We start from the raw sequence: 25,795 nt of genomic DNA on the forward strand, positions 1-25,795 counted from the left end.
CCAACTGGGAAAGGGCGGCACATGGGGGAAAGCAGGCAGTCCTATCTGGTCGCGGCGGCGTCGGCGGTGTCGCTGCTGCGGCATCCGGCCGTGGCCGCGGCGTGGGACAAGCCGAGCGCGCTCATGGAGTTCAGCGTCGCCGGCCTGGCCGGCCACGTGGCTCACCAGCTCGTCAGGGTCGGCGACGTGCTGGCGCCGAACGGGGAGGTCCAGGAGCCGATCCCGCTCATCGAGCACTTCTCGCGCTCGCCGTGGGTGCAGGCCGGGCTCGACCACGAGAGCAACCTGAGCGTCCGGCGCGGCGGTGAGGCGGCCGCGGCGGCCGGGTCCGCGGTGCTGACGGAGCGGGCGCAGGCGCTGCTGGAGCTGCAGAGCGCCGCGCTGCCCGCGGAGCCGGCCGACCGGGTCGTCTACCTGCCGTGGACCGGCTGGTCGCTGCGGCTGGACGACTTCCTGCTCACCCGGCTGGTGGAGCTGGTCGTGCACTCCGACGACCTGGCGGCCAGCGTGGGCGTGGACACTCCCGAGCTGCCGACGTCCGTGATCGACCCGGCGGTCGAGCTGCTGGCCCGGCTGGCCGTGCACCGCCACGGGGCCACGGCGGTGATCCGGACGCTGAGCCGGGCCGAGCGAGCGCCGGCGACGATCAGCGCCTTCTAAGTGTGGAATGAAGCGTTCCGTTCTGATACTCTAAGAGCAGAACGTTCCGTTCCGCATGAAAAAGGAGCTTGTCATGGTCTTCCTCGTCACCGGTGCCACCGGAACCGTCGGCCGTCTCGTCGTCGAAGAGCTCGTCCAGGCCGGGCGGCAGGTCCGCGCCCTGACCCGTGACCCGGCCAAGGCCGCGCTGCCCGAGGGCGTCGAGGTCGTGGCCGGTGACCTCGCCGACCCCGAGTCCGTGGCCGCCGCCTTCGAGGGCGTCACCGGCGCACACCTCATCAACTTCGCCGGCGACGACTACGCGCCGCTGCCGGACGGCGCCCGGCTCGTGGAGCTGGCGGCCAAGGCCGGTGTCCAGCGGGTGACGGTGCTCGGCGGGCGTGCGGACGGGCCGATGGAGCAGGCCCTGGCCGCGAGCGACCTGGAGTGGACGCTGCTCAACCCGGTCGAGTTCATGTCCAACACGCTGCGCTGGTGGGCGCACACCGTGAAGACGGAGGGCGTCATCAAGGAGCCGTTCGGCGACCGGCTGAGCGCGCTGGTGCATGAGCGCGACATCGCCGCCGTGGCCGCGACGGTGCTGGTCGAGGGGGGTCACGGCGGCAGGGCGTACACGCTGACCGGGCCCGAGGCGATCACGCTCAAGGAGAAGGTGGCGATCCTCGGCGCCGCGATCGGTCAGGACGTCGCGTTCGTGGAGCTGACCGTGGACGAGGCGCGGGCCAAGTGGGCCACTGACGGGATGGGTGAGCAGACCATCGAGTTCCTCGTCAGCGCGCTCGGCAACACCCCCGAGGAGGGCTACACGGTCGTCCCGACCGTCCGCGAGGTGACCGGCCGGGACGCGCGCGGCTTCGCTCAGTGGGCCGCGGAGAACGCCGACGCCTTCCGCGTGTGATCGGTGACCTCGGGGAAGTCCTCGACCGGCGTGCGCTTGCCGAGCAGGTGCCGGTCGAGGAATCCCGCGAGGTGGGCGCGGGTGATCTTCAGCGCCTGCGTGCCGTCGAGCTCCTGGGCGGGAAGGCCGAGCCGCGGCCTGAGCACCGCGTAGTCGACGAACGCCGCGTGGTCGGTCCCCGCCACCGCGATCCAGCGCTTCCAGCCGGTCAGGTTGGGCCAGGCCGTCTTCCACGAGGTGTCGGTGCCCTGGACGCGCGCCGGCGCGCCGAACAGCATGAAGGGCTTCTTGAGCGGCTCTTCGAGCTTGAACGAGCCGTCCAGGTTGACGCCGGCCCCGATCCGGCGGTCGGCCAGCGCGGCGTGGGCGGCGGAGTAGCCGCCGACCGAGTGGCCGACCATGGCGATCCGCGAGCGGTCGATCGACTTGCCCCATCGGCCGCCGGTCAGCTCGTCGAGCACGAACCGCACGTCCTTCACCCGGCTCGCGACGACCTTGGCCTGGTCCTGGCCCTTCACGCAGGCCAGGCAGGAGGTAGTACGCCCGTCCGGGAACGTGGTGCCGACCGACTCGTACGTGTGCTCGACGGCGGCCACCAGGTAACCCCTGCTCGCGGCGTCCTCGGCCAGCGAGGTCAGCGTGGCGCGGGGAAAGCTGAACCCGGGTGACATGACGACGAGCGGCAGCCGGCCCCCGCGCACCGGGGCGTCCACCCCGGCGTAGGTTCTGACCTTGGTGAGCGCGTCCGGCGGGACGTCCTTGAAGGCCGCCAGGATCGCGGCCGACTCCTGCGGAGTGACGTAGGGCCTGCGCTCGGCCACCGCCTTCCGCGCCGGGTAGTAGAGCGTGACCAGGAGCTCCCGTGTGTCCGCCTCGGGGTTCCACGGGTCGGGGCGGCTCTTGTCCACCAGGTGCAGGGTGGTCGTGCCGACGGGCTTCGGCCCGGTCGGCTCCGGCAGGGCGAGCGCGGCGGCCTGGGCCTGAGGGGCTGCGCCCAGGACGATCAGCGAGGTGGTCACGACGGCCAGGGTTCTCTTCATGGGCACCACGCTGGCGGCGGACGGGCTCCGGGTGTCCGCCCCGATCGTCGATCGGCTCTTACTACTTTCGTCGTAAAGCCCTTTACGGGCCTCCCCATACGCTGTGACCATGCGGTTCGTTCTGCTCGGCGCGGGTGTGTCGGCGCTGTCGATGATGGTCCTGTCCGGGCAGGCCGGGGTGCCGTCCGGCCTGCCGTGGCCGGCGCAGGTCCTGATCGCCGCCGCCGCGGGCCTGGCCGCCTGGCACGCGCGCCGCTCCGTCTGGCCGCTGGCCGCCGTGGGCGCCGCCGCCTACGCCTGGCTGGTGATGTGGCCGCCGTTGCTGCTCGCCTCCTACTACGCCGGCCGCACCCTCGGAAGGCGCGGCGTCGCCGCCTATCTCGGCGGCAGCCTGGTGGCGTGCGGGGTCTCCGCGCTGGTGGGCGGGTGGCGCGCGGGCCGGCACGAGCTGCTGACCGCGACCCTGGGCAACGCGCTGTTCATGGGGATCGCCGTGATCGCGCTGCCGCTGGCCCTGGGGCTGTGGACGAAGGCCAGGCACGAGGTGCTGGAGGCGGCCAAGGAGCGGGCCGAGCGGCTCGAACGCGAGCAGGTCATGCGGGCCGAGCAGGCCAGGGCGCAGGAGCGGGCCAGGATCGCCAGGGAGATGCACGACGTGGTGGCCCACCGGGTCTCGCTGATCGTGCTGCACGCCGGGGCGCTGGAGGTGCGGACGGCCGACGACGAGACGGCGCGGGCGGCGGCCCTGATCGGCGGGATCGGCCGGGAGGCGCTGACCAACCTGCGCGACGTGCTCGGCGTGCTGCGCACACCACAGCGCTCACCACAGCGCTCACCACTGGGCTCACCGCAGCGCTCGCCACAGCGCTCGCCGCAGGCCGAGGAGGCACCGCGCTCGCCGCAGGCCGAGGAGGCCTACCGGCCGCCGCCCACGCTGGGCGACATCGACCGGCTGCTCGACCAGTCGCGTGCCCTGGGCATCGCGGTGACCAGGCACGACGAGGGCGAGCCGCGGCCGGTGGAGCCGACCGTGGAGCGGACGGCGTACCGGGTGGTTCAGGAGGCGCTCACCAACGTGCACAAGCACGCGGGGGGCGCGAGCACGGACGTGCTCATCCGTTACGGGGCCGGCACGCTGGAGGTCGAGGTGGCCAACACGCCGCCAAGCGCGCCGCGCGAGGAGCTGCCCGGCGCGGGCTGGGGGCTGGTGGGGCTGCGCGAGCGGGTCGAACTGCTCGGCGGCACGCTGCGCACCAGCGCCCAGGACGGCGGCGGCTTCCTGGTGAGCGCCAGGATCCCGGCATGATCAGGGTGCTCGTCGTGGACGACGAGGAGCTCGTCCGGTCGGGGCTGCGGCTGATCCTGGAGGCCGCGGGCGACATCGCGATCGCCGGTGAGGCCCGCGACGGCGCCGAGGCCCTGTCGGCGGTGCGGCGGCTGCGGCCCGAGGTCGTGCTGATGGACGTCCGCATGCCCGTCATGGACGGCCTGACCGCCGCCGCCCACCTGCTCAAGGAGCCGGAGGCGCCAAAGTTGATCATGCTGACCACGTTCGACCTGGACGAGTACGTGCACGAGGCCCTGCGGCTGGGCGCGGTCGGGTTCCTGCTCAAGGACACCCCGCCAAGGGAGCTGGCCGCCGCCGTCCGCACGGTCGCGGGCGGCCACGCCATGCTCTCCCCTTCGGTCACCAAGCGCCTGCTCGCCTCCTACGCCGACCGCGCCCCCTCCCGGGCCGAGGCCGCCCGCAAGCAGTTGGCCGCGCTCACCCTCCGGGAGGAGGACGTCGTCAGGGCGCTGGCCAGGGGCCTGTCCAACGCCGAGATCGGCCGCGAGCTACGCCTGACGGAGGCCACGGTGAAGGCGCACGTCAGCCGCGTGCTGGCCAAGCTGGGCCTGGCCAACCGGGTCCAGGCCGCGATCCTGGTGCACGACGCCGACCTGTCCTAGGAGACCGTCTCCGCGTAGTGGCAGGCCGCCTGCGCCTCGGGCACGGCCGGCAGGATCTCCAGCCTCTCGGAGCGGCACCGGCCGTCCACGCCGGCCTCGGCCGCCTTCCCCGAGGCGAGCACGTGGCAGCGGGCGTGGAAGCGGCAGCCGCCGGGGATCCTGGTCGGGTCCGGCGGCTCGCCGGTCAGCACGATCCGCTCGGGCGACTCGGGCAGCACCGACATCAGGGCCTGCGTGTACGGATGCCGCGGCGCGGTCAGCACCTGGTCCACAGGACCGGACTCGACGATCCTGCCCAAATACATCACGGCCACCCGGTCGGCGATGTTCCAGGCCAGCCCCAGGTCGTGCGTGACGACCAGCGCCGACAGCCCCAGCTCCGCGCGCAGCTTGAGCAGCAGGGCCAGGATCTCCCCGCGGACGGAGGCGTCCAGCGAGGCCACCGGCTCGTCGGCGATCAGCACCTTCGGGTCCAGCGCCAGCGCCCCGGCGATCACCACGCGCTGCCGCTGGCCGCCGGACAGCTCGTGCGGGTAACGCAGGAAGAACCGGTCGGGCGGCCGCAGCCCCGCCCTGGACAGGGCCGTGGCGACGACCTCGTTCTCGTCCGCCAGGCCGTGGATGCGCGGGCCCTCGGCGACGGCCTCGTAGACCGTGTGGCGGGGGTTGAGCGAGCCCATCGGGTCCTGGAGGACGAGCTGCACCTGCCGCCGATACGCCTTGAGCGCCTTGGAGCCGTAGTCCAGAGCGGCGCCGCCGTAGCGCACCTCGCCGGAGGTGGGGCGTTCGAGGCCGAGCAGGGTGCGGGCCAGAGTGGTCTTGCCGCAGCCCGACTCACCGACCAGGGCGACGATCTCGCCCTCGCCGATGGCCAGGTTGACGCCGTCGACGGCGCGGGCGCGGCGGCCCCGCGAGGAGAACTCCACGTGCAGGTCGCGGGCCTCCAGCAGGGCGTGGGAAGCTCGCTTCCCACGCCCTGCCGGAGGAATCGCCTCTTCCACGCCTTTCGGGGGGTTCGCGGGGGGCGTGCCCCCCGCGTGGATCTCTTCCACGCCTTTCGGGGGGCTCGCGGGGGGCGTACCCCCCGCGTGGGTCTCGGTCATGAGGCCTCCTCCTTCGCCCTGACGTGCACGCAGGCGGCGCTGCGGCGCTCGCCGGCCGGCCACAGGTCCACGTCCAGGGTCGCGCATTCGTCCAGCGCGACCGGGCAGCGCGGGTGGAACGAGCAGCCGCCGGGCAGGTTCATCGGGTCGGGCGGGTCGCCGCCCAGGCCCTTGGGCGCCATCCGCGAGGCCGGGTCGCCCACCGTCGGGAACGCGGCGGCCAGCGCCCGGCTGTAGGGATGGCGGGCCTCGTGGAACACGTCGCCGGACGGGCCGTGTTCGACGACGCGGCCGGCGTACATGACGGCGAGCTGGTCGCACACGTCGGCGAGCACAGAAAGGTCGTGCGAGATCATGATCAGCGAGATGTTCTGCTCGGCGACCAGTTCCTTGATCAGGGTCAGGACCTGCGCCTGAACCATGACGTCGAGCGCGGTGGTCGGCTCGTCGGCGATGATCAGCCGCGGTGAGCAGGCCAGCGCCATCGCGATCATCACGCGCTGCCGCTGGCCGCCGGACAGCTCGTGCGGGTAGCTGCGGGCCCGCCAGGTGGGCAGGCCGACCTGTTCGAGCAGCTCGTGCACGCGCTTGCGGGCCGCGTCGGGCTTGGCCTGGCCGTGGACGAGCAGCGGCTCGGCGACCTGGTCACCGATCCGGCGCACGGGGTTGAGCCCGTGCTGGGCGCCCTGGAAGACGATCGAGGCCTCGGCCCACCGGACGGCGCGCAGGCGGCCCCACTTCATGGTGAGCAGGTCCTCACCGTCGAGCAGGATCCGGCCGCCGACGCGCGCGTCCCGGGGCAGGAGCCGGAGCAGCGCCATGGCCAGGGTCGACTTGCCGGATCCCGACTCGCCGGCGACTCCGAGTGCCGCTCCGGAGTCGAGCGTCAGCGACACCCCGCGCACGGCGGGCACCTCGCCCGCGGCGATGCGGTAGGTCACCGACACATCATCGAGTTCGAGAAGACTCATGCGGCCGACTCCGTCGTCCACATGAGCCCAAGGCTGCTGTGTCTGATGGTTGTCTCGCTTCGCTCGTTCACGCGTTCCTCCTGAGGCGCGGGTTGAGCACGGCCTCCAGAGCCCGGCCGACCAGCGTGAACGCCATCACGACGGCGAGGATGGCCAGACCGGGGATGAGGATGTACCACCACGCTCCCTGGGTGGGCGCGCCGAAGTCGTAGGAGGCGCGCAGCATGGTGCCCCAGGAGGTCTTGCTGGAGCTGGCGCCGAGGAAGGCGAGCGTGGACTCGGTGACGATCGCGCTGGCCACCTCCAGCGTGGTGCTGGCCAGCAGCAGCGGCGCCACGTTCGGCAGCACGTGCCGGGTGGTGATGTGCCAGTGGCCGCCGCCGAGCGCCTTCGAGCGCTCGATGTAGGGCCTGGCCTCCACGGAGAGGGTCTGAGCCCTGATCAGGCGGGCGGTGGACGGCCAGGTCGTGATGCCGATGGCCATGATGATCGTGAACGTGGAGCCGCCCAGGATGGCCGCCAGCACGAGGGCCGTGACCAGCGAGGGGAGCACCAGGAACCAGTCGGTCACGCGCATCAGCGCGCCGCCCAGCCAGCCGCGGAAGTGCCCGGCGGCCACGCCGACGACCAGGCCGATCACGATGCTGAGCAGCGCGGCGAGGAAGCCGACGAGCAGCGACGTGCGCGAACCCCACCACACCATCAGCAGGATCGAACGCCCTGACTCGTCGGTGCCGAACGGCTCGCTCAGGCTCGGCGGCGCCCACTTCTTTCCGACACCGGCGACGACGCTGGTCACGTTCTCGCTGATGAACAGCGGCGCGACCAGCGCGAGCAGCACGGCCGCGACCAGGACCACCAGGCCGATCAGGCCGGCCCGATGGTGGCGGAAGTCGGTCCAGAACCGGCTCAGCGCCAGTCGCCTGCGGGCCGCGGCGACACTCGTCACGCCGACCTCACCCTCGGGTCGAGTATGTGGTAGACCACGTCGGCCAGCGTGTTCATGACGATCACGGCCACCGTGATCAGCAGGAACGTCCCTTGCATGAGCGTGAAGTCGGGCACGTTGATCGCCTCGTAGAACAGTTTGCCCAGACCGGGCCAGGTGTAGATCGTCTCGACCGTGACCGCGCCACCGACCACGAAGCCGATGCGCATGAACACCAGGGTCACGGTGGGCAGCAGGGCGTTCGGCACCGCGTGGCGGCGGCGCACCTCGTCGTCGCGCAGGCCCTTGGCCCTGGCCACGGTGACGTAGTCCTGGCTGACCTCCTCCACCAGCGACGACCGCATGACCAGGAGATACTGCGCGTAGACCACGGCCACCAGCGTCAGGCACGGCAGCACCATGTGCGAGGCCACGTCCAGGATGTATGCGAACCCGTCGGGCGCGTCGACGCTCTCGATGCCCCGGAACGGCAGGATGCCCGGGATCGGCCCGATGCCGACGCCGAACACCATCATGAGCAGCAGGCCGAGCCAGAACGTCGGCACCGACCAGAGCAACAGCGACGTGCCCGTGGAGAAGCGGTCGAACCTGCTGCCCTGCCGCCACCCGGCCCGTGTTCCCTGCCAGATGCCGAGGCTGACCGCGATCACCAGGCCGGTGCCGGTCAGCAGCAGCGTCGGCCCGATCCGCTCGCCGATCAGGTCGAGGACGGGCCGCTTGTACTCGTACGAGGTGCCGAGATCCAGCCGGAGCGTGTCGCCGACGAAGTCGACGAACTGGTCGAACAGCGGCTTGTCGAGGCCGAGCCGGCGACGTTCGAGGTCGAGCTGGCCCGGCGTCATGGCCCGGCCCTGGGCCAGGTTGCGCACCGGATCGCCGGGCAGCAGCCGGAACACGAAGAACGTGCCGACGAGCACCATGGCGATGCTGAACAGCGCCCCGCCGGCCTTCGACAGCGCGTAGCGCAGCACGCCTCGGCCGGCGGAGCGTTCGTCACCAGGGCCCGCCGCCTGGGCGGCGGCGGGCTCTGCCGCTTCTAGCGGAGCGGTCATTCGCGCTCGTCGGCGACGCTCTTACGCCGCCTGGTCAGGAAGAAGGCACCCACTCCGACGACCACCACGGCGCCGACGATGCCGGCGATGAGCCCGGTGTTCGAACCGCCGCCGGCGCCGCCGCCGCTCGCCGCCGTGACCTTGGCGTCCACGGTGTAGAACGGCCAGTAGCCGCTGCCGCCGTACAGCAGGCCCTTGTCCTCGGGGATGGGGGTGATGCTGGTGATGCGGTCCTTGCGGTAGCCCTCAAGGTCGTTCGTGTAGTAGATCGCGATGACCGGGGCGTCGGTGTAGAGCCGCTCCTGCATCTGCTTGAGCAGTTCGACGCGCTTGGGACGGTCGAGCTCCTTCTGCTGGTCCTTGTAGAGCTGCTCGAAGGTGTCGTCGCAGTAGAAGGACTCGGTGCCGCCGCCCTCGCCGTTCGCGGCCGGCCTGCGGCTGCACAGGTGCGTGGCCATGATCTCTTCGGGGTCGGGGTTGACCGACCAGCCACTGATCGCGATGTCGAAGTTGCCGGTGACGCCGGTCTCGTCGGTGAACTTGCTGGAGTCGAGCTTCACCGTGGTCAGCGTGATGCCGATCTCCTTGAGGAAGGCCGTCAGGTATTCGGCGAGCTTGTCCTCGATCGGGGTTTCGGTGTGGATGGTGAAGCGGAACTCGAGCTTGCGCTTGCCGTCGGGCATCGTACGGACGCCGTCGGCGCCCTTCTTGTAGCCGGCGTCGTCGAGGATCTTGTTGGCCTTGGCCACGTCGTAGGTGACCTTCTTGTCACCGGTGGCCTCCCAGAAGAACTCCTTGTACAGCGGCGGCACGATCGAGCCGTCGGCGGCCTTGGCCAGGCCGTTCTGGACCTCGTCGACCAGCTTCTGCTTGTCGATGGCGGTGTGCACCGCCATCCGCACCTTCGGGTCCTTCAGCGCCGGGTGACCGTCACCGGTGGGCTTGTCGTCCGTGGTGGTGGCGCCGTGGTTGATCTGCAGGTACGACGCGCGGCGGCCCTGGGTGTTCCAGGCCTCGATCTTCGGGTCGTTCTGGATGGCCTCGAACTCCTGCGGGGTCATCCGGCCGAGCAGGTCGATGTCACCCTTCTTCAGACCGGCGACGGCGGCCTGCGGGTTGTCGTAGAAGATGACCTGCAGCTCGTTGATCTTCGGCGCGCCCCGCCAGTAGTTGGGGTTGGCCTGCAGCTTGACGTACTGGTCCTTCTTGTGCTCGATCGCGATGTACGGACCGCTGCTGACGGCCGGGTACTTCTCCGCGTCGTAGTTGGCCATGTCGGTGACCGACTCCCAGACATGCTTGGGCATGATCGGGACCGGGTTCTCCAGCATGGACGCCTGCGGCGACTTCAGCTTGATCGTGAGCTCCTGGCCGCTGGCCGTGACGCTCTCGAAGTTCTCCACCGCCGGGCCGTTGGCCGTCTTGGCGGCCTCGTCCGTCATCATCTTGTTGAACGTCCAGGCCGCGTCGTCGGCCGTGATCGGCTTGCCGTCCGACCACTTGGCGGTGCGGATCGTGAACGTCCAGGTCAGTCCGTCCTCGGACGTCTTCCACGACTCGGCCAGGTCGGCGCTGGGCTGGAGCGTCTTGGAGTCGGGGACCGTGAGGTAGCCGTACATCCAGCGGTGGATCGAGGTCGAGACCAGGCGGACCGCGAGGAACGGGTTCATCGAGTCCATGGCCTGGGTCGCACCGATGCGTACGATCTTCTTCCCCGCCGCCGGGTCTTGGGCATGGGCCGCAGGTGCGCCCTGACCGGCCACTAATAGCGCGACGCCCAGCGCAGCCAGGCGTGCGAACCATTTGCTCATTAAGTGCCTCACCTTCAGGCGGGGGTTTCCTGTGTAGAGAAAGGCACACCATACGGAGACCGCGTGTCAACGAGTGGCGGAAAATTGTTTCATCTTCGTTTCCTTGGGCGGTGTAAATTTTCAGCGCACTCGGCACTACGGTGACCTGGTGCCCCGTCCACTCGCCGCCGTCACCGCTGTCGTGATCGTGGTGTGCGGGCTCAGCGTACGGGCTCTGTGGGACGGTCCGGCGCCGAAATACGCGGGCGATGCCCTCTACACGGCGTTGATCTACACTCTCGTGGTGATCGCCCTGCCGAAGGTGCGGCCGTGGGCGGCCGCGGCGGTGTCCGTCGGGCTGAGCTGGGTGATCGAGTTCGCCCAGCTCGGCGCGATCCCGGCGGTGCTGCGGCCGGTGCTCGGCAGCACGTTCAACGCCCCCGACCTGCTCTGGTACGCCGTGGGCGGCGCCGTCTGCTGGGCCGCCCACGCGCTGTGGCTCAGGAGAGATACTTCAGCACGCAACCTTTGATAGTTTTCCGCGCATGGAGTGGCTCAGCGAGGACGAGCAGCGCGCCTGACGCACGTTCGGCACGGCGGCCCGCTGTCGGAGGCGCCGGACAGGACGCTGCGGATGGCCGAGCTGGCCAAGTGGACGCGGTCGAAGCCGAGCCGCGTCTCGCACGCGGTGAACAAGCTGGAGCAGGCGGGCTGGGTGCGCAGGGAGCACTACGCGGCCGACCGGCGCGGGTGACTGGCGGTGCTGACCGACGAGGGCTTCGAGGCGCTGCGGGCGGCCGCTCCGCAGCACGTCGAGAGCGTGCGGACCCACCTGATCGACGTGCTCAGCCCGGAGCTTCGCCAGTTGGAGGAGATCGGCAGGACCCTGCTGCGCCACCTCGGCGACTGAGCCGCTTGACTTCAAGCGCGCTTGAAGGCGTTGGCTCGCTCCCATGAACCTCGCTCTCATGAACCTCGATCTCGTGAAGAAGGCCATGGCGCGCCAGTTCCACCGCCCCAGCGGCATGGGCGGACGACTGGCGGGATGGGTCATGGCGCACCGCTCGTCCAACAGGCGGCGCAACCGCTGGGTGGTCTCGCTGCTCGACGTGCGGCCCGCCGACCGCGTGCTGGAGGTCGGCTTCGGCCCGGGCATCGCCATCGCCGAGCTGAGCCGCCGCGCCACCGCCGGAGTGGTCTACGGCGTCGACCACTCCGACGTGATGGTGCGGCAGGCGACCCGGCGCAACGCCGCCGCCGTCCGCGCCCGGCGGGTGCGGCTCGTCCAGGCGCCGAGCGACCGGCTACCCGCCTTCGACGAGCCGTTCGACGCCGTGATGGCCGTCAACACCCTCGGCATGTGGCCGGAGCCGGCGCGCCGCCTCGCCGAGCTACGTGCCCTGCTCAAGCCGGGCGGGCGCATCGCGATCGCCTCGCAGCCCCGCTGCCCGGGCGCCACCGCGGAGACCTCGGCGCGGGCCGCCCAGGAGATCATCGATCAGTTGCGCGAGGCCGGATTCGCCCGGACCCGCGTCGAGACCCTTCCCCTGAAACCGCCCGTCGTCTGCGTGCTGGCCGAGCACTAGCCGCAGGACCCCCCACCGCAGCACGAGCCGGCCTGCGGGAGCAGGTCGACCTTGCCGGCCAGCTCGTAGCCGGCCTCGACGACGGCGGCGTCGATCAACGCCACGTCGAGCGGCGCCTGGCTCGTCACGGTCACCGCCTTGGCCGCCAGATCGACCTCGACCCCGCTCACCCCGGCCACCTTGCCCACCTCGGTGGTCACGGCGCTGACACAGTGACCGCAGGTCATGCCTTCAACCTGGTACGTGGTGACGGTCATGATCACTCCTCAATCGTCGACTCCTTGACGGGCACTATACCCCCTGGGGGTAAAACGCGCATACATCGGCCGCCGTCGGTAAGGGGGTGGGAAACACGGAGGAGGAGTCCCCATGCTGGACGGCAAGACCATCGCGTTCCTGGTCGCTCCGGAAGGAGTGGAGCAGGTCGAGCTCACGGAGCCGTGGAAGGCGGTCAAGCAGGCCGGCGGCACGCCCCGGCTCGTCTCCACCGAACCCGGCCGGATCCAGGCGTTCAACCACCTGGACAAGGCGGACACGTTCGTCGTGGACGCCACGGTGGACGACGTCGACGCGGGATCCTTCGACGGCCTCGTGCTGCCCGGGGGCGTCGCGAACCCGGATCTGCTGCGTACGGTGCCGAAGGCGGTGGCGTTCGCCCGTGCCTTCTTCGATGCGGGCAAGCCGGTGGCCGCCATCTGTCACGCGCCCTGGACGCTGGTCGAGGCGGACGTGGTGCGCGGCCGTACGCTCACCTCCTGGCCCAGCGTCGCGACCGACCTGCGCAACGCCGGGGCGACCTGGGTGGACAAGGAGGTCGTGGTCTGCACGGCCGGGCTGAACATGCTGGTGACCAGCCGTAAGCCGGACGACCTCAAGGCGTTCTGCCAGGCGGCGATGGACGCGTTCGGCTCTTAGACCCCCAGCAGATCGGCCACCTGGTCCGGGTGGGTGAGCTGCGGATAGTGGCCGGCGCCCGTGACCTGGGCGGTCGCGAGCGCTGTTTCCACCGGGGCGTCCGCCGTCCCGGCGATGATCGTCACGGGGACCGTCACGGTGGTGAGCAGGTGGCGCAGCTCCGCGCGGTTCGCCGGAGCCGCGGCGGTGCGCAGCGCCTTCACCACCCGGCGGGCCACCCCCGGACGTTCCAGGTCGGCCAGCGAGGCGGTCACCGCGGGGTCATCGGCGGGGAGGCCGAGCAGCTTGGCCACCGGCGCTCTGCGCAGCAGGGCGGCCGCCGGGGCCGAGCGCAGATAGGCGGGCCCGACCGGCTGCAGGAACGCCGGGGCGACCAGCACGAGACCGGCGACCCGGTCCGGGTGCCTGGCGGCGAACCGCAGCGCGGGGCCGCAGGCCAGCGAGTGGCCGACCAGGACCGGCCGCGTCTCGGCGGGCGCCAGCAACTCCTCCAGCCAACGATCCAGCGACTCGCCTGGAGCCGAGCGGCCCAGGCCCGGCAGGTCGGCGGTGAGGATCGGGCCCTTGAGGTGGGAGGCGAGGGGTGCCCACATGTCGGCGTTCATCGGCAGGCCGGGGAGCAGCACGTGGGCGGGGCGGGTCCGGTCGCCGATGACCCAGGTTCGCGATCCGGCGATGTCCTGAAATCCCTGGGTGCCCGGCCACGGCTCCGTCGTGCCGAACCGGCTGGCCACCAGGTGGTCGGCCCAGTGGCGGAGCTCCTCGCGGACCGGGGGCATGCTCAGCCCCGCGCCGGCGGCCAGGGCGTGGGCCGAGGCCGTCGGGTAGCGGTCGGTGGACAGGAACGGCAGGGTCTCGGGGTCGGCGCCGGTCAGGGCTCGGGGCAGGCGTTCGAGCAGGCCGATCGGCACGTGGCGGCGGGGCGCGGCGACGCCCATGTGGCCGGCCAGCAGCCGGAGCAGGTCGGGCAGGAGCGGGGTGTCGTCGTCGAGCAGCCAGTGGTCCTGGCCGGGCGGGCTGGCGGGCAGTTCGGCAAGGAAGCGGGCGACGTAGCCGACGGTGACCACCGGCAGGAACACCTCCGGGCTGCCGGGCACCGCCGGAAGCCTGCCGCGCCACAGGTCGTGGACGACGGAGGCCAGGCCGATGTACTGGCCGGGGCCGATCACGGTGGACGGATGCGCCATGGTGAGCGGGACGCCGAGCTCGCGAGCGCGCGCCCGGACGGCCTTGTCGCCCTCCTTCTTCGACGCCTCGTACGCACCGCCCCCGCTCTTGCCGCCCTGGCCCTCGGCGATGCGGTAGCCGCCGATGTGGATCAGGCGGCGCAGGCCGGGGACCGTCGCGGCCCAGTCCACGACGTGCAGCGGGCCCGCCACGTTGGCCGCCCGCGCCTGCGCCGGGTCCAGCCCGAAGGCGTAGTTTCCGGCCGTGTTGTAGACGTCGCGCGCCTCGGGCAACCCGGTGAGGGGCTGCGAGATGTCCGCGGTGACGACCGTGAGCCGCCCGGTGTCCACGCCCTGATCCGCCAGCCAGGTGGTGAGCCGCTCCGGCCGCCCCCGTACGCCCGCCGCCACGCTCTGCCCGCGCCCGAGCAACTCGGCCACGAGCGAGCGCCCGATGAACCCGCCTCCGCCGAACACGATCGCATCCACGGCATTCCTCCTTATAAGTAGACCGATCTGCATATTTTGAGGCCATGAAAAAACTCAGGCCAGCAGGACCCGGACCTGCCGCCCGACCCGGTGCAGGGGCTCCCTGCTCCGATGCGCCCTGGCCAGCATCAACGCCCCTTCCACCAGGGCCAGAATGGTGACCGCCAGGTCGTCGGCGTCGGGCCGCCCGTCCAGCTTGGCGCGCAGCGCGGCCTCCCACGACGTGTAGACCTCCGAGCACGCCTGCTGCAGCGGGTCGTTGTCGGCCGCCATCTCCAGCGCGACCGTGGCCACCGGGCAGCCCTTGCGCCACCCGGAGGACTCCAGCCGCTCACCGAGGAAGTCGAGCACGCTCTCGACCATGGCCTCGGGCGTGGGGGCCGCGTCGGCGATCTCGCCGAGCGCCGTGCCGACGGCGGCGCCGGCCCGCCGTACGGACTCGCCGACGAGCTGGTCCTTGCCGCCGGGAAAATGGAAGTAGAGCGAGCCGCGCGGCGCGTTGCCCGCCGCGATCACCTGGTTGAGCCCCGCTCCGAAGTAGCCGCCGCTCTCCAGCAGCTCCTGCGTGGCGTCCAGCAGCCGGGCCCGCGTCTCGGCTCCCTTGCGCCCCTTCCGTTCCTCCATGGCTTCCAAAATAGACCGATCTGCATATTAATTGCAAACACCCGTCACCCTGACGAGATCGAAACCCGCGTGTAACGCCTTGTACCCAGGAGAAGAATGGTCTAGATGTAGACCAAAAGGAGCGTCCTCCGCACGCCCCCCAGGGAGACCTCAATGACCACTGAAGAGGATTCCAGACGACTCGCCGAGCTCGGCTACAAGCAGGAGCTGGCCCGTACTTGGAGCGGTTTCTCCAACTTCGCCATCTCCTTCTCGATCATCTCCATCCTCGCCGGCTGCTTCACCACCTTCGGGCAGGCGTGGAACAACGGCGGCCCCATCGCCATCTCGTGGGGCTGGCCGCTGATCTCCGCGTTCATTCTGATCATCGGTTTCTGCATGTCGGAGCTGGTGTCGGCGTACCCGACGGCGGGCGGCATCTATTGGTGGGCCGCCAAGCTGGGCAAGCCGATCCACGGCTGGTTCACCGGCTGGCTCAACCTGATCGGCCTCATCGCCGTCACCGCGTCGGTCGACTACGGCTGCGCGACCTTCCTCAACATCACCATCAACCGGCTGACCGGCGGCGCGTGGGAGGCCTCGCTCCCGAACGCGTTCCTGCTGTTCGTGATCGTCCTCGCGCTGCACGCGCTGATCAACATCTTCAGCCACCGGCTGATCTCGGTGCTGCAGAATGTCTCGGTCTGGTGGCACGTGGCGGGCGCGGCGGTCGTGGTCGCCATCCTGGTCTTCGCGCCTGAGAACCACCAGTCGCTCGGCTTCGTCTTCGGCGGCACGAACGAGAACACCGAGTTCGACTTCGGCGACAGCGGCCTGCCGTTCTGGCTCTACATCCTGCCGCTCGGCTTCCTGCTCACCCAGTACACGATCACCGGCTTCGACGCCTGCGCGCACGTCTCCGAGGAGACCCAGGGCGCGGCCAAGAGCGCGGCGCGCGGGCTGTGGCAGTCGATCTTCTACTCGGCCGTCGGCGGCTGGATCCTGCTGCTGTCGTTCCTGTTCGCGGCCACGAACGTGGAGGAGCTCAACAAACAGGGCGGTTTCGTCGGGGCCATCTTCGAGACCGCGCTGTCGCCCCAGCTCGCCACGGCGATCTTCGCGATCTCCACGATCGGGCAGTTCTTCTGCGGGATGAGCTGCGTGACGTCGATGTCGCGCATGACGTACGCGTTCTCGCGCGACGGCGCGGTGCCCGGCTGGCGGCTGTGGTCGAAGGTGGACCGCAACCGCACTCCGGTCAACGCGATCATCGCGGGCTGCGTCGCGGCCGCGCTGATCACCCTGCCGGCCCTCTACGCCCCTCCCGGCTCGGCCACGCCGGTCGCCTTCCTGGCCGTCGTGTCGATCGCGGTCATCGGGCTCTACCTGGCCTTCCTCATCCCGATCTGGCTCCGGCTGCGCATGGGCGACGCCTTCACGCCCGGTCCGTGGACGCTCGGCAGGAAGTACAAGGTCCTGTGCTGGATCGCCTGCGTCGAGATCGTGATCGTGTCGATCTACTTCATCATGCCGCTGTCCCCCAAGGGCATTCCGGGCAATCCCGAGTTCACGTGGACGTCGGTCAACTACGCGCCGATCGCGGTCGGGGTGGTGCTGATCGGGATCGCGCTGTGGTGGACGCTGTCGGCCAAGCACTGGTTCACGGGTCCCCGGCGCACCGTCGACTAGGTTCTGCGTGGGTACGGCTCACGTGGCCGTACCCACTCAGGAGCCTTTCGAGAGGACACTACGATGATCTTGGTCACTGGAGCGACCGGCAACGTCGGCGGCGAGGTCGTCGAGGCCTTACGCCAGGCGGGCCGGCCGGTGCGGGCCCTGGTCAGGAAACCGGTCGCGCTGGAGGGCGTGAGCCAGGTGACGGGCGACCTCAATGACCCCGCCTCGCTGGAGGAGGCCCTGGACGGCGTGTCGTCGGTGTTCCTGCTGCCCGGCTACCGCGACATGCCGGGCATGCTGGCGCGGTGCAGGAGCGCGGGCGTGACGTCCGTGGTGCTGCTCACCAGCCCCGCCACCACGGCCACGGACACCTCGAACGCGATCTCCCAGTACATGATCGCCTCGGAGACGGCCGTCCGCGAGTCGGGGCTGGCCTGGACGTTCGTGCGGCCCTGCGCCTTCATGTCGAACGCGCTGCGCTGGCTGCCGCAGCTCGCCCAGGGCGACGTCGTACGCGACGCGTGGGGCGGCGTGCGCACCGCGACCGTCGACCCCGCCGACATCGCCGCCGTGGCCCGCGCGGCTCTGGTCTCCCCTTCCGACCACGATGGGCGCGTTTACCAGCTCAGCGGCCCCGAGCCGCTGCTGCCCGCCGACCGGGTGGCGATCCTGGGCCGCGTGCTCGGCCGTGACCTGACCTTCGAGGGCCAGTCGGATGACGAGGCCCGCGCCCAGATGAGCGCGGCCATGCCCGCCGAGTACGTGGCGGCGTTCTTCTCCTTCTACAGCGACGGCACCCTCGACGAGTCGCGCGTCCTGCCCACCGTCGAGGAGGTGACCGGCAGACCGCCACGCACCTTCGAGCAGTGGGCCACCGCCCACGCCGCCGCGTTCCGCTGAGAGAAAGGGGCGCCACCGGGTTCGATGGCGCCCGCTCTTCTCACCAGTGCAGCTTGCCCGACTGCCACGTCGTCTGACCCTGCCGCTTGAGCGTGTCCTTGAGCGTGCCCACGGCGCAGCGCGTGCCGTGCGGAGGCACGACCTGCGAGATCAGGTAGTTGTCGATGTAGTCCGTCTGGCACTTGTCCTTGCCGTAGATGCGGTGCCCCCAGCCCTCGTACGTGAGCAGCACAGCCTTCGGCCCCATCTGCGCGGCCACGTTCTGCGACCACTCCAGCGGGGTGGCCGGATCGTGGATCGAACTACCCAGCAGGATCGGCGTGTCGCCGGTGTACCGCAGCTTGTGCGGCTGGTTGGTGGTCGGGTAGTTCAGGCAGATCGGCATGTCGTCGATCGGGTACGGGTGGTAGCGCACGTCCGGCGCGCGCCGGGCCGAGCTCCACCGCAGCGCCGCGTACTCTGCGTAGCTGCGCACCCGCAGGTTGTAGTCCTGGCACAGGATCGCGGTCGGCATCCAGGCGACGTCACCCTCGACGGGCCCCCGGCCCGGCAGCGGCGGCAGCTCGCCCGTCGGCTCGCCGCCGTTGAGCGTGTTGATGACCTCGCTCAGCAGCCGCCAGTCGGGTCCCTCGGTGCCCAGCGCGGCGTTGTAGATGACCTGCAGCTCCGTCATCGGACGGTCGGGCACGCCCGGGTAGTACAGCTCGCCGCGGCGCGCCTTGGCCAGCAGGTCCTTCCAGATCGCCCGGATGTCCTTGCCGTGCAGGACGCAGGTGGTGTCCTGCTCGCACCAGCCGACGAACTGGTCGAACGAGTCCTGGACCGCGACGGCCTCAGTGTCGAGGAAGCCCTTGATGCCGAGGCTGTGGTCCATGTTGCTGTCGAGCGCGAGGGCCCGGATCTTGTCCGGGAACAGCTCGGCGTACATCTGGCCGATCAGCGTGCCGTACGAGATGCCGTAGTAGGTCAGCTTCTCCTCGCCGAGTGCGGCGCGGAGGGCGTCCAGGTCACGGGCGACGTCGACGGAGTCCACGTGGTCGTACAGCGGGCCGGTGCGGGCCCGGCAGTCGCGGTGCAGCTTCTTCGTGAAGGTGTTCCACGCCACGAAGTCGGCCTGGCTCTTCATGACGGTGTGCGGCATCTGGTTGTACACCGACGCCGAGCAGATCACCGGGTTGCTGCGGCCCACGCCGCGCGGGTCGAAGCCGACGATGTCGAACCGCTTCCGCAGCTCCTCGGTGAAGAACCCGGGAGCGCCGTACGCGGCCTCGACGCCCGACCCGCCCGGACCGCCCGGGTTGATCACCACGGACCCGATCCTGGCCGCGGGGTCGGTGGCCTTACGGCGGGCGATCGCCAGGTCGATGGTGGCGCCGTCCGGCTTGGACCAGTCGATCGGCACGGCCAGCTTGCCGCACTCGGCCTCGGGCTCCTCTTCACAGGGCGCCCACGTGATGGTGCCCGTCTTGGGGGCCTGCTGATCAACGGCCGGCCGCGGATCCGCGGCGGCCGGAGACACGGGTAACAACGTCGCCATCGCTACGAAGGCGGCGGCGAGCAGGGAGGTCTTTCTTCGCACAATGCTCCAATCGTTGGTCGGTAGACCCGGTAGGGGCTCACGGCCAACAAGAGATCATGCCTGGTCAGAACCTCACATGAAGCATATTTTTCCGAATGTCCTCTTAGGACGCCTCGAATACCTCCGCCACGGCCGCGCGTACGTCGGCCATGGAGACGGACTCCAGCTCGCGCTTGAGCGAGGTCATGTCCACGTCGGGCATCCCGCAGGCGACCGCCCAGTCCCACGGCGTCAGGTCGCCGTCGACGTTGAGCGCGAACCCGTGGCTGGTGACACCCCGGCTCTGCCGCATCCCGATCGAAATGATCTTGCGCCCGGTCTCGACGGTCCAGACCCCGGTCAGCAACTCGGACCCGGGCGGCGTGTCCCGGCGCTCGGCGCCCAGCCCCAGCTTGCCCAGCCCTTCCACCAGCCGCAGCTCGACCTCACGCACGTAGTCGACGATGCCCTCGCTCTCGCCCAGCTTGACGATGAGATAGCCGACCAACTGGCCGGGGCCGTGGTAGGTGAGCTGCCCACCCCGCCCGGTCTCGACGACGGGGATGCCGCGGGTGGGGTCGGGCAGGTGGGTGACCGGCGTGCGGCGGCCGATCGTGTAGACGGACGGATGGCTGAGCAGCCAGAGCGTGTCCGGCCGCTCGTCCCGTTGGCGCTGCCCGACGAGGTCGGTCATGCGCTCCATCGCCTTGTCGTAGTCGACGAGCTCATCCTGGATGAGCGTCAGCGGCCTTGCCCTCATGCATCGAGGATATGCGCGGCGCCCGCCTACCAGGTCACCGGTAGCCGGTGCACGCCGTACACCAGCATGTCCGACCGCATCGGCACCTCGTCGGCCGGTACCGCCAGGCGGAGGCCCGGGAGGGCGGTGAGGAGGGCGGGCAGGGCGATGCGCATCTCGTTGCGGGCGAGCTGCTGGCCCAGGCACTGGTGGATGCCGTGGCCGAACGTCAGATGGCCGACCGCCTCCCGCGTGATGTCCATGACGGCCGGGTCGGTGAACCGTCGCGGGTCCCGGTTGGCCGCGGGCAGGGAGATCGTCACCGTGTCCCCCGCCTTGATCGCGTGACCGTCTAGCTCCACGTCCTCCAGCGCCGTCCGGGCCGTGAAGTCGAGCACCGTGAGATAGCGCAGCAGCTCCTCCACCGCCCCCGGCACCAGGGCGGGGTCACCGCGCAGCGCGGCGAGCTGGGCGGGGCTGGTGAGCAGGGTGAACGTGCCCTGGGCGAGCATGTTGGCCGTCGTCTCGTGCCCGGCCAGGAGCAGCAGCATGGACACGCCGGCCAGCTCTTCCTCGGTGAGCTCCCCGCCGGCCGACAGGCCGCTGATCAGGTCGTCACCCGGGTGCGCCCGCTTGTCGGCCACCAGGTCGCGGACGTAGACGTTCACGTCGTTCATCGCCTGCTGCTTCTGCTCCGTGCTCGCCTCCAGCGACACGATGATCGAGGCCCGCTGCTGGAAGTGGTCGCGGTCGTCGTACGGGACACCGAGCAGTTCGCAGATCACCAGCGCCGGGATCGGCAGCGCGAAGTCGCGCACCAGCTCGGCCGGTGGACCCGTGCGCAGCATCGCGTCGAGCGTGGCGGTCGTGATCTCGGCGATCCGCGGCTCCAGCAGGTTCATCCGGCGCACGGTGAACTGGCCGGTCAGGAGCTTGCGGTAGCGGGTGTGCTCGGGCGGGTCCATGCGGACGAAGAACGCGGGCGGCCGGCGCAGGGCCATGTGCCGGCCGATCTGCGGCGTCGTCGGATGGTGCAGCTCCGGCCTGCTGCTGAAGCGGTTGTCGCCCAGCACGGCCCGGGCCGCCGCGTAGCCGGTGACCAGCCAGCCGAGGTGGTCGTCGGCGTACCGCAACCTGCGGATCGGGGCCTCCTCACGCCACTTCGCCAGCTCCTCCGGCGGGTCGAAGGGGGCCTGCCGCAGGGTGGGCATGGTGACCGGCGCCGCGTCGCTCATGTCGAACTCCTCAGGGTTCGCTGTCGCGTGTCCCACCAACATCCATCACCGGAGGCGGCCGATCAATGGGCGGCTACGGCAGCGCCGGTACGGCCGGCGGGGCGTCGGTCCAGCCGGTCTCGGCCACCGTCTGGACGGCGCCCTCCCTCTCGGCGCCCTCGCCCTTGACCGACAGCGTCTCAACCTGCGACAGCAGCACCATCTCGCCGGTGTCGATGATCATCTTGGTCTTGGCCGTGAGCGTGCCCTCCTTCTGCTCGCTCGTGTCCGCGATCACGACGCTCACGCCCGCTCTGCCCAGGGGGTCCGTCGCGTTTCCCTCGGAGCGGACCCCCGGCATCGTCAGCAGCGCCTGGTAGGCCGCGGCGCGGACCTGCTTCGGAGCGGGCATCGCGTGGAGGATCCGCGGCAGCGACCCGCTCACCCAGCCATCGACATTGGACGCCGGAAGCTTGCGGACCTGGGCCGTCTTCACGAGCCAGCCCTTCAGGCCGTTCGGGTCGGCGGGCAGGCGCTGGACCTCGTCGTACGTCAGCCGCTGCCCCGCGATCTGGTACGCGTTCTCGTTCCTCATGGGAGTGACGTAGCCCTTCGACGGCTGGGTGGACAGCTTCGCGGCCTTGCCGTCGAGCGATTTGGTCCACTTGGCCGGAGAGCCGTCACGCTGCCACGCCTTCTTGTCCGCCGCGCTCTTCGGCACCGCCCCGAGGTTGCGGAAGCCGGACGACGCCTTGCCGCCGGCCGTGCTCCACCACTCCATGACCTGCCGCTCGACCAGCGTGTAGGGGTGCGCCCGGCTGCCGAACCGCCCCGGGTGGGCCTTCGATGTCAGGATCCGGTAATGCCAGTAGGCGCCCTCGGGCCCGGCCGCCGCCGCGGGTGCCGGTGTGCTCACGAGGGCGGGGGCGCCCAGGGCCAGGCCGACGCCGAGAATCGCGAACTTCATCTGGTTCTTCCTCCACGGGTACGAGGTGACGACCATCAATACGCCTGGGCCGCCCGAACCGTTGCCCGCGAAGGTGATCTCGGCGGGCGGGCAACGGTTGGCACGGCCGAGGCGTATTAGGAGGCGTGAAATCGGACAGACAGCCGTGAGCGGCCCGGAGCACGACTTCGGCGCCTTCGTGGCGGCGCGTGCCACGAGTCTGCTGCGGGTGGCCTACCTCGCCTGTGGCGACCAGACGGAGGCCGAGGACCTGCTGCAGACGGCGCTGGAGCGGACGTACCGGCAGTGGGATCGGGTGCGCCACAACAGCCCCGAGCCCTACGTACGCCGCGTCATCATCAACGCCGCCATCAGCCGGGCCCGCCGCCGGGCCATCCTCAAGATCATCCCCATGTACAGCCCGCCGGAGACACCGGTGCGCGCGACGGACGTCGACCTGCGCCACGTGCTCATGGAGGCGCTGCGCGCGCTGCCGCCCCGGCAGCGCGCGGTGATCGTCCTGCGGTACTGGGAGGACTACAGCGAGACCCAGACCGCCGAGGTGCTCGGATGCACGGTCGGCACGGTCAAGAGCCAGACGTCGAAGGCCATGGCGAAGCTCCGTACGGCGCTCGGCCGCGAAGCAGTGGAAGGAGTGGTCAGGAATGCCCGCGCTTGAGGACGAGATCCGGCGGCTCATGGCGGACGAGACCGCCTCGCTGCACGCCGCGCCCGACCTGGTGGAACGGGTCGTGCGCTCATCGCGTACCAGGCGGAAGAGGGCCAGGTTCGCGGCGCTGGCCGCGTCGGTGGCCGTCGTCGCCACGCCCATCGCGTTCGTGGCCGCCGGCACCGTGGCCACGACCGGGCAGGAGCCTCCCACGGTCACCATGACGCCGGAGCCGCCCGCCATCGACGACGTCCCGCCCGCGCGCTCCGACTCGCGCGACCTCGGCGACCTGGGGGACGGGCGGGCGTTCGGGCAGGTCAGGGTGGGTTATCTGCCGAAGGGGCTGCGGTGGTCCCGCTGGTCGCTGGACCTCGGTGACCGGTACACGACCTCGTACAACGCCCCGGGTGACGAGGAGGGCCACTACCGCGTCCAGATCTACATGTACGAGGATCAGGCCGTCCAGGAGGTGAGCGACCGCCTCCTGGGGCTCCGCGACGAGGGCGAGGGCGAGGAGGTGGCCATCGGCGACCGCACCGGCTTCCTGGCGGTCCAGAACGTCGGCGAGGACGGCATGAAGGGCACCCCGACGCTCTTCCTCAAGATGAGCGACACGCGGTGGGCCGAGATCATGTTCAGCCCGGTGTACGCCAAGGAGTTCTCCGGCGCGGCGGCCGTCACGGCCGAGCTGAAGAAGATCGCCGAGGGCCTCACCCCGGCCGGATGAGCCGCCGCTGCCACCATGGCCGATCGGGTGGCGCGTACGGATTCGGCGCGGTCCGGCTCAGGTAGTAGTGGTCGATGGGCAGGACCAGCCCGTACAGGTACGGTCCGGCCCACGACGGCAGGGCGGTGAGAGCCCGGTGGAGTCGCCGGCGAGGTGCGTCCCCCGTGCACTCCTCGCACAAGCATCTGCCGACGACTCGGTCGGCGGTCCCGATGAGGACCGCCTCCTGCCAGGCCACCAGGCTCGCCCCCACCACACCCGGCCACATGCGGGTGTGTTCGAGAGCGATCACGGCGGCCATGGGGCGGCGGCCGAGCCCGGGAACCTCATGGATCAGGGCTCTGTGGGCGCCGCACATCGATCCCGGTGCACGGACCTCGGAAGGGCGCCTACGCGGCATGGCCCTTTCTGGTCGATGTCATGGGGACGATGATCGCATATGCCTATGCGGCGTTCGTCGTACGGTAGCCCTTCGGCTCTTCCGGGACGAGGATCCACATCACGACGTAGACCACCCAGAGCGGCCCCGGGATGAGCGAAAGCAGCAGCCAGAGGATCCGTACGAGGGTGGGCGGAAGGCCCATCTTGTCGGCGAGACCGCCGCAGACGCCGGCCAGGATCCTGTGCTCTCGTGAGCGGTACATGCTGTTTCCTCCGTGTGGTGTTGCGACCTATCTCCTAGAACGGACGACCCGGCCGCAGGACTCCCGTCAGGAACCCTGAGAAAACCCTGTAAGGGTCAGCCACTCATGAGCCATTCCCAGATGTCGGCTGGTCAGTCCACGCCCGGGGTCCACGTGGATGAGGAGGAAGTCAGCCAGACCCTGATGCACCCTGAGATATTCCTCGTCCTCCGCCCACACCTGGTCGTCGAACCAGACGAACGGGCGGCCCCCCACATAGTCGGCCACGTGCCGGGTCTTGAACATCTCCCCGTGCTCGCTCGGCTCACCGGGCCGCATCGGGATGACGGGGAGTGAGGGCAGGCCGATTCTGGGCGCGATCCACTCGTTGGCGTGCTCTTCCCAGGTGGTCGCCCAGACCAGTTCGGAGCCGGTGGCGAGGGCCAGGTCGATCAGGCGGCGGCCGTGCCGGGGGTTGAGGTGGACGGTGTAGACCTCGGCGCCGACCGTGCAGCGGTAACGGTGGAAGTCGGGCGTGGGGCGGGACATGGGGTTCAGCACGCCGTCCACGTCGAGCAGGAGCAGAGGTTTCACTTAGCGGCTCCGGCCCGGTGTTCCTGCGGGCTGACGCCGCGCACGCGTTTGAAGGCCGCGCTGAGCGCGAACGGGCTGCCGTACCCGACCTTCCTGGCCACCGAGCCGATCGTCGCGTCCGGCTCGCGCAGCAGGTCGGCGGCCAGGGCCAGGCGCCAGTCGGTCAGGAACGACATCGGCGGCTCCCCCACCAGGTCGGTGAACCGCCTGGCCAGCGACGCCCGCGACACGCCCACCTCGGCGGCCAGGACGGCGACCGTCCACGGGTGCGCCGGGTTGTTGTGCAGCATCCGCATCGCCTTGCCGACCACGGGGTCGCTCATGGCGCGGTACCAGCCGGGGGCCTCGTGGGTGGCGAAATGTCCGCGCAACACCGCGATGAGCAGCAGGTCCAGCAGCCGGTCGAGGACCGCCTCCTGCCCCGGCTCGTCCTTGACGATCTCCGCGCCGAGCAGCGAGATGACCGGGTCGCCCGGCCGCACGATCAGCGGCGGCAGGGCTTCGAGCAGCCGCCGGCTGACCTCGCCCTCCAGGTTGTAGGTGCCGGTGAGCAGCACGGTTTCGCCGTCGGGGTTGTTGCCCCACGTGCGGATGCCCAGGTCCATGGCCTGGTAGAGCGACTCGCCGTCGAGCGTGGTGCAGTGCTGGCCGGGGTGGATGACGATCTGCGGCTCGGTGCCGGGGTCGTCGGCCACCATGTACGGCTCAGGCCCCCGGTTGATCGCGACCTCCCCTGGCCGCATCCGCACCGGCTGCCCGCCGTCGAGCACGATCCACGCCTCTCCCCGCACCAGCGCCGTCACCGACAGCGGAGCCTCGTCCTGAATACGCAGTGACCAGGGCGGATCCAGGATCGAGCGGAGGAGGAAGGCGCCGCGGGCCCTCGGGCCGTCGAGTAGCGCCGCGAGCTGATCCATGGGCTAGACGATCGCATATGGGATTGCGCTTCTCAACCATGGAGAGTCTTATCGGTAT

At 70.5% G+C, this 25,795-nt stretch carries 30 protein-coding genes; 13 read left to right on the forward strand and 17 right to left on the reverse strand.

From position 1 onward, the window contains the following. The first annotated feature begins 21 nt into the window (after positions 1 to 21). Positions 22 to 660, forward strand: a complete 639-nt coding sequence (locus tag C4V41_RS42330) for a maleylpyruvate isomerase N-terminal domain-containing protein (protein WP_103961659.1) — start codon at positions 22 to 24, stop codon at positions 658 to 660. 73 nt (positions 661 to 733) lie between these two features. Further along, positions 734 to 1,558 (forward strand): NAD(P)H-binding protein, encoded by an 825-nt coding sequence (locus C4V41_RS42335; protein WP_103961660.1) that lies wholly within the window; start codon positions 734 to 736, stop codon positions 1,556 to 1,558. On the opposite strand, the gene C4V41_RS42340 is transcribed toward C4V41_RS42335, so the two are convergent. Further along, entirely contained in the window at positions 1,519 to 2,598 is a 1,080-nt protein-coding gene (locus C4V41_RS42340; protein ID WP_160150576.1) for an alpha/beta hydrolase family protein, read from the reverse strand. The two genes, C4V41_RS42335 and C4V41_RS42340, sit on opposite strands and share 40 nt — an antisense overlap. Positions 2,599 to 2,707: 109 nt before the next feature. Here C4V41_RS42340 and C4V41_RS42345 point away from each other — a divergent pair, with 109 nt between their 5' ends. Then, positions 2,708 to 3,904 (forward strand): sensor histidine kinase, encoded by a 1,197-nt coding sequence (locus C4V41_RS42345; protein ID WP_103961662.1) that lies wholly within the window; start codon positions 2,708 to 2,710, stop codon positions 3,902 to 3,904. Then, positions 3,901 to 4,548 carry a response regulator gene (locus C4V41_RS42350; RefSeq protein WP_103961663.1) on the forward strand — a complete coding sequence of 216 codons (648 nt, stop codon included), beginning with the start codon at positions 3,901 to 3,903 and terminating at the stop codon, positions 4,546 to 4,548. The genes C4V41_RS42345 and C4V41_RS42350 overlap by 4 nt, the downstream gene beginning before the upstream one ends. Here C4V41_RS42350 and C4V41_RS42355 read toward each other — a convergent pair. The 5 genes from C4V41_RS42355 to C4V41_RS42375 all read right to left on the reverse strand — a co-directional run bounded on the left by C4V41_RS42355 (position 4,545) and on the right by C4V41_RS42375 (position 10,434). After that, on the reverse strand, positions 4,545 to 5,651 hold the full coding sequence (locus tag C4V41_RS42355; RefSeq protein ID WP_235030725.1) for an ABC transporter ATP-binding protein: 1,107 nt from the start codon (positions 5,649 to 5,651) through the stop codon (positions 4,545 to 4,547). The two genes, C4V41_RS42350 and C4V41_RS42355, sit on opposite strands and share 4 nt — an antisense overlap. Then, a complete protein-coding gene (locus C4V41_RS42360; RefSeq protein ID WP_103961664.1) occupies positions 5,648 to 6,622 on the reverse strand; it encodes an ABC transporter ATP-binding protein in 975 nt (324 codons plus the stop codon). Before C4V41_RS42360 ends, C4V41_RS42355 begins: the two co-directional genes overlap by 4 nt. A gap of 67 nt (positions 6,623 to 6,689) precedes the next feature. Next, positions 6,690 to 7,571, reverse strand: coding sequence for an ABC transporter permease (locus C4V41_RS42365; RefSeq protein ID WP_103961665.1), 882 nt, complete (start codon positions 7,569 to 7,571; stop codon positions 6,690 to 6,692). After that, complete coding sequence (locus C4V41_RS42370; protein ID WP_200824588.1) at positions 7,568 to 8,623, reverse strand: ABC transporter permease; 1,056 nt, start codon at positions 8,621 to 8,623, stop codon at positions 7,568 to 7,570. Before C4V41_RS42370 ends, C4V41_RS42365 begins: the two co-directional genes overlap by 4 nt. Continuing rightward, on the reverse strand, positions 8,620 to 10,434 hold the full coding sequence (locus tag C4V41_RS42375; protein ID WP_103961667.1) for an ABC transporter substrate-binding protein: 1,815 nt from the start codon (positions 10,432 to 10,434) through the stop codon (positions 8,620 to 8,622). The genes C4V41_RS42370 and C4V41_RS42375 overlap by 4 nt, the downstream gene beginning before the upstream one ends. Before the next feature lie 148 nt (positions 10,435 to 10,582). Here C4V41_RS42375 and C4V41_RS42380 point away from each other — a divergent pair, with 148 nt between their 5' ends. From C4V41_RS42380 to C4V41_RS42390, 4 genes are read left to right on the forward strand one after another with little or no spacing between them, the layout of a single operon-like run. Continuing rightward, on the forward strand, positions 10,583 to 10,945 hold the full coding sequence (locus C4V41_RS42380) for a ribosomal maturation YjgA family protein (protein WP_200824589.1): 363 nt from the start codon (positions 10,583 to 10,585) through the stop codon (positions 10,943 to 10,945). Positions 10,946 to 10,963: 18 nt separating this feature from the next. Continuing rightward, positions 10,964 to 11,167 carry a MarR family transcriptional regulator gene (locus tag C4V41_RS64660; protein ID WP_235030726.1) on the forward strand — a complete coding sequence of 68 codons (204 nt, stop codon included), beginning with the start codon at positions 10,964 to 10,966 and terminating at the stop codon, positions 11,165 to 11,167. A gap of 6 nt (positions 11,168 to 11,173) precedes the next feature. Further along, the gene (locus C4V41_RS64665; protein WP_235030727.1) at positions 11,174 to 11,323 is read left to right on the forward strand and encodes a hypothetical protein; all 150 of its coding nucleotides are present in this window, start codon (positions 11,174 to 11,176) and stop codon (positions 11,321 to 11,323) included. Positions 11,324 to 11,381: 58 nt separating this feature from the next. After that, positions 11,382 to 11,999 carry a class I SAM-dependent methyltransferase gene (locus tag C4V41_RS42390; RefSeq protein WP_103961669.1) on the forward strand — a complete coding sequence of 206 codons (618 nt, stop codon included), beginning with the start codon at positions 11,382 to 11,384 and terminating at the stop codon, positions 11,997 to 11,999. On the opposite strand, the gene C4V41_RS42395 is transcribed toward C4V41_RS42390, so the two are convergent. Next, positions 11,996 to 12,256, reverse strand: coding sequence for a heavy-metal-associated domain-containing protein (locus C4V41_RS42395; RefSeq protein WP_103961720.1), 261 nt, complete (start codon positions 12,254 to 12,256; stop codon positions 11,996 to 11,998). The two genes, C4V41_RS42390 and C4V41_RS42395, sit on opposite strands and share 4 nt — an antisense overlap. A 112-nt stretch (positions 12,257 to 12,368) precedes the next feature. Here C4V41_RS42395 and C4V41_RS42400 point away from each other — a divergent pair, with 112 nt between their 5' ends. Continuing rightward, positions 12,369 to 12,914: a type 1 glutamine amidotransferase domain-containing protein gene (locus C4V41_RS42400; RefSeq protein WP_103961670.1), complete on the forward strand. Its 546-nt coding sequence runs from the start codon at positions 12,369 to 12,371 to the stop codon at positions 12,912 to 12,914. Here C4V41_RS42400 and C4V41_RS42405 read toward each other — a convergent pair. Both C4V41_RS42405 and C4V41_RS42410 read right to left on the reverse strand, forming a co-directional pair. Then, positions 12,911 to 14,569, reverse strand: coding sequence for an alpha/beta fold hydrolase (locus C4V41_RS42405; RefSeq protein ID WP_235030728.1), 1,659 nt, complete (start codon positions 14,567 to 14,569; stop codon positions 12,911 to 12,913). The genes C4V41_RS42400 and C4V41_RS42405 overlap by 4 nt on opposite strands. A gap of 54 nt (positions 14,570 to 14,623) precedes the next feature. Next, the gene (locus C4V41_RS42410; RefSeq protein WP_103961672.1) at positions 14,624 to 15,193 is read right to left on the reverse strand and encodes a TetR/AcrR family transcriptional regulator; all 570 of its coding nucleotides are present in this window, start codon (positions 15,191 to 15,193) and stop codon (positions 14,624 to 14,626) included. Positions 15,194 to 15,346: 153 nt separating this feature from the next. Here C4V41_RS42410 and C4V41_RS42415 point away from each other — a divergent pair, with 153 nt between their 5' ends. Then, entirely contained in the window at positions 15,347 to 16,861 is a 1,515-nt protein-coding gene (locus C4V41_RS42415; RefSeq protein WP_103961673.1) for an amino acid permease, read from the forward strand. Between the two features lie 63 nt (positions 16,862 to 16,924). Further along, positions 16,925 to 17,749, forward strand: a complete 825-nt coding sequence (locus C4V41_RS42420) for an NAD(P)H-binding protein (protein WP_103961674.1) — start codon at positions 16,925 to 16,927, stop codon at positions 17,747 to 17,749. Between the two features lie 40 nt (positions 17,750 to 17,789). On the opposite strand, the gene C4V41_RS42425 is transcribed toward C4V41_RS42420, so the two are convergent. From C4V41_RS42425 to C4V41_RS42440, 4 genes are all read right to left on the reverse strand, one after another. Then, positions 17,790 to 19,328, reverse strand: a complete 1,539-nt coding sequence (locus tag C4V41_RS42425; RefSeq protein WP_103961675.1) for an alpha/beta fold hydrolase — start codon at positions 19,326 to 19,328, stop codon at positions 17,790 to 17,792. A 103-nt stretch (positions 19,329 to 19,431) separates the two neighbouring features. Further along, positions 19,432 to 20,067: a lipoyl(octanoyl) transferase LipB gene (gene lipB / locus C4V41_RS42430; RefSeq protein WP_103961676.1), complete on the reverse strand. Its 636-nt coding sequence runs from the start codon at positions 20,065 to 20,067 to the stop codon at positions 19,432 to 19,434. A 26-nt stretch (positions 20,068 to 20,093) separates the two neighbouring features. Next, positions 20,094 to 21,281, reverse strand: a complete 1,188-nt coding sequence (locus tag C4V41_RS42435; RefSeq protein ID WP_103961677.1) for a cytochrome P450 — start codon at positions 21,279 to 21,281, stop codon at positions 20,094 to 20,096. Between the two features lie 73 nt (positions 21,282 to 21,354). Further along, positions 21,355 to 22,227 (reverse strand): hypothetical protein, encoded by an 873-nt coding sequence (locus tag C4V41_RS42440; RefSeq protein ID WP_160150577.1) that lies wholly within the window; start codon positions 22,225 to 22,227, stop codon positions 21,355 to 21,357. Positions 22,228 to 22,372: 145 nt separating this feature from the next. Between C4V41_RS42440 and C4V41_RS42445 the strand changes: the two genes are divergently transcribed. Both C4V41_RS42445 and C4V41_RS42450 read left to right on the forward strand, forming a co-directional pair. After that, positions 22,373 to 22,885: a SigE family RNA polymerase sigma factor gene (locus C4V41_RS42445; RefSeq protein ID WP_103961679.1), complete on the forward strand. Its 513-nt coding sequence runs from the start codon at positions 22,373 to 22,375 to the stop codon at positions 22,883 to 22,885. Beyond that, entirely contained in the window at positions 22,872 to 23,603 is a 732-nt protein-coding gene (locus C4V41_RS42450; protein WP_103961680.1) for a hypothetical protein, read from the forward strand. Before C4V41_RS42445 ends, C4V41_RS42450 begins: the two co-directional genes overlap by 14 nt. Here C4V41_RS42450 and C4V41_RS42455 read toward each other — a convergent pair. The 4 genes from C4V41_RS42455 to C4V41_RS42470 all read right to left on the reverse strand — a co-directional run bounded on the left by C4V41_RS42455 (position 23,587) and on the right by C4V41_RS42470 (position 25,737). Continuing rightward, a complete protein-coding gene (locus tag C4V41_RS42455; RefSeq protein ID WP_146103997.1) occupies positions 23,587 to 23,895 on the reverse strand; it encodes a hypothetical protein in 309 nt (102 codons plus the stop codon). The two genes, C4V41_RS42450 and C4V41_RS42455, sit on opposite strands and share 17 nt — an antisense overlap. Before the next feature lie 151 nt (positions 23,896 to 24,046). After that, positions 24,047 to 24,247, reverse strand: a complete 201-nt coding sequence (locus C4V41_RS42460; RefSeq protein WP_103961682.1) for a PspC domain-containing protein — start codon at positions 24,245 to 24,247, stop codon at positions 24,047 to 24,049. A 66-nt stretch (positions 24,248 to 24,313) separates the two neighbouring features. Continuing rightward, positions 24,314 to 24,820, reverse strand: coding sequence for an HAD domain-containing protein (locus C4V41_RS42465; protein WP_160150578.1), 507 nt, complete (start codon positions 24,818 to 24,820; stop codon positions 24,314 to 24,316). Then, on the reverse strand, positions 24,817 to 25,737 hold the full coding sequence (locus C4V41_RS42470; protein ID WP_103961683.1) for an AraC family transcriptional regulator: 921 nt from the start codon (positions 25,735 to 25,737) through the stop codon (positions 24,817 to 24,819). The genes C4V41_RS42465 and C4V41_RS42470 overlap by 4 nt, the downstream gene beginning before the upstream one ends. Positions 25,738 to 25,795: the final 58 nt, after the last annotated feature.

It is taken from the genome of Nonomuraea solani (genome assembly GCF_900108335.1).
GTDB classification, from domain to species: domain Bacteria; phylum Actinomycetota; class Actinomycetes; order Streptosporangiales; family Streptosporangiaceae; genus Nonomuraea; species Nonomuraea solani.

Bases quoted from the DNA above. Each gene is read 5' to 3' on its own strand.
- C4V41_RS42330 (WP_103961659.1), top strand. From the start codon at position 22: ATGGGGGAAAGCAGGCAGTCCTATCTGGTCGCGGCGGCGTCGGCGGTG.
- C4V41_RS42335 (WP_103961660.1), top strand. From the start codon at position 734: ATGGTCTTCCTCGTCACCGGTGCCACCGGAACCGTCGGCCGTCTCGTC.
- C4V41_RS42340 (WP_160150576.1), bottom strand. From the start codon at position 2,598: ATGAAGAGAACCCTGGCCGTCGTGACCACCTCGCTGATCGTCCTGGGC.
- C4V41_RS42345 (WP_103961662.1), top strand. From the start codon at position 2,708: ATGCGGTTCGTTCTGCTCGGCGCGGGTGTGTCGGCGCTGTCGATGATG.
- C4V41_RS42350 (WP_103961663.1), top strand. From the start codon at position 3,901: ATGATCAGGGTGCTCGTCGTGGACGACGAGGAGCTCGTCCGGTCGGGG.
- C4V41_RS42355 (WP_235030725.1), bottom strand. From the start codon at position 5,651: ATGACCGAGACCCACGCGGGGGGTACGCCCCCCGCGAGCCCCCCGAAA.
- C4V41_RS42360 (WP_103961664.1), bottom strand. From the start codon at position 6,622: ATGAGTCTTCTCGAACTCGATGATGTGTCGGTGACCTACCGCATCGCC.
- C4V41_RS42370 (WP_200824588.1), bottom strand. From the start codon at position 8,623: ATGACCGCTCCGCTAGAAGCGGCAGAGCCCGCCGCCGCCCAGGCGGCG.
- C4V41_RS42375 (WP_103961667.1), bottom strand. From the start codon at position 10,434: ATGAGCAAATGGTTCGCACGCCTGGCTGCGCTGGGCGTCGCGCTATTA.
- C4V41_RS42390 (WP_103961669.1), top strand. From the start codon at position 11,382: ATGAACCTCGATCTCGTGAAGAAGGCCATGGCGCGCCAGTTCCACCGC.
- C4V41_RS42395 (WP_103961720.1), bottom strand. From the start codon at position 12,256: ATGACCGTCACCACGTACCAGGTTGAAGGCATGACCTGCGGTCACTGT.
- C4V41_RS42400 (WP_103961670.1), top strand. From the start codon at position 12,369: ATGCTGGACGGCAAGACCATCGCGTTCCTGGTCGCTCCGGAAGGAGTG.
- C4V41_RS42410 (WP_103961672.1), bottom strand. From the start codon at position 15,193: ATGGAGGAACGGAAGGGGCGCAAGGGAGCCGAGACGCGGGCCCGGCTG.
- C4V41_RS42415 (WP_103961673.1), top strand. From the start codon at position 15,347: ATGACCACTGAAGAGGATTCCAGACGACTCGCCGAGCTCGGCTACAAG.
- C4V41_RS42420 (WP_103961674.1), top strand. From the start codon at position 16,925: ATGATCTTGGTCACTGGAGCGACCGGCAACGTCGGCGGCGAGGTCGTC.
- lipB (WP_103961676.1), bottom strand. From the start codon at position 20,067: ATGAGGGCAAGGCCGCTGACGCTCATCCAGGATGAGCTCGTCGACTAC.
- C4V41_RS42435 (WP_103961677.1), bottom strand. From the start codon at position 21,281: ATGAGCGACGCGGCGCCGGTCACCATGCCCACCCTGCGGCAGGCCCCC.
- C4V41_RS42440 (WP_160150577.1), bottom strand. From the start codon at position 22,227: ATGAAGTTCGCGATTCTCGGCGTCGGCCTGGCCCTGGGCGCCCCCGCC.
- C4V41_RS42450 (WP_103961680.1), top strand. From the start codon at position 22,872: ATGCCCGCGCTTGAGGACGAGATCCGGCGGCTCATGGCGGACGAGACC.
- C4V41_RS42460 (WP_103961682.1), bottom strand. From the start codon at position 24,247: ATGTACCGCTCACGAGAGCACAGGATCCTGGCCGGCGTCTGCGGCGGT.
- C4V41_RS42470 (WP_103961683.1), bottom strand. From the start codon at position 25,737: ATGGATCAGCTCGCGGCGCTACTCGACGGCCCGAGGGCCCGCGGCGCC.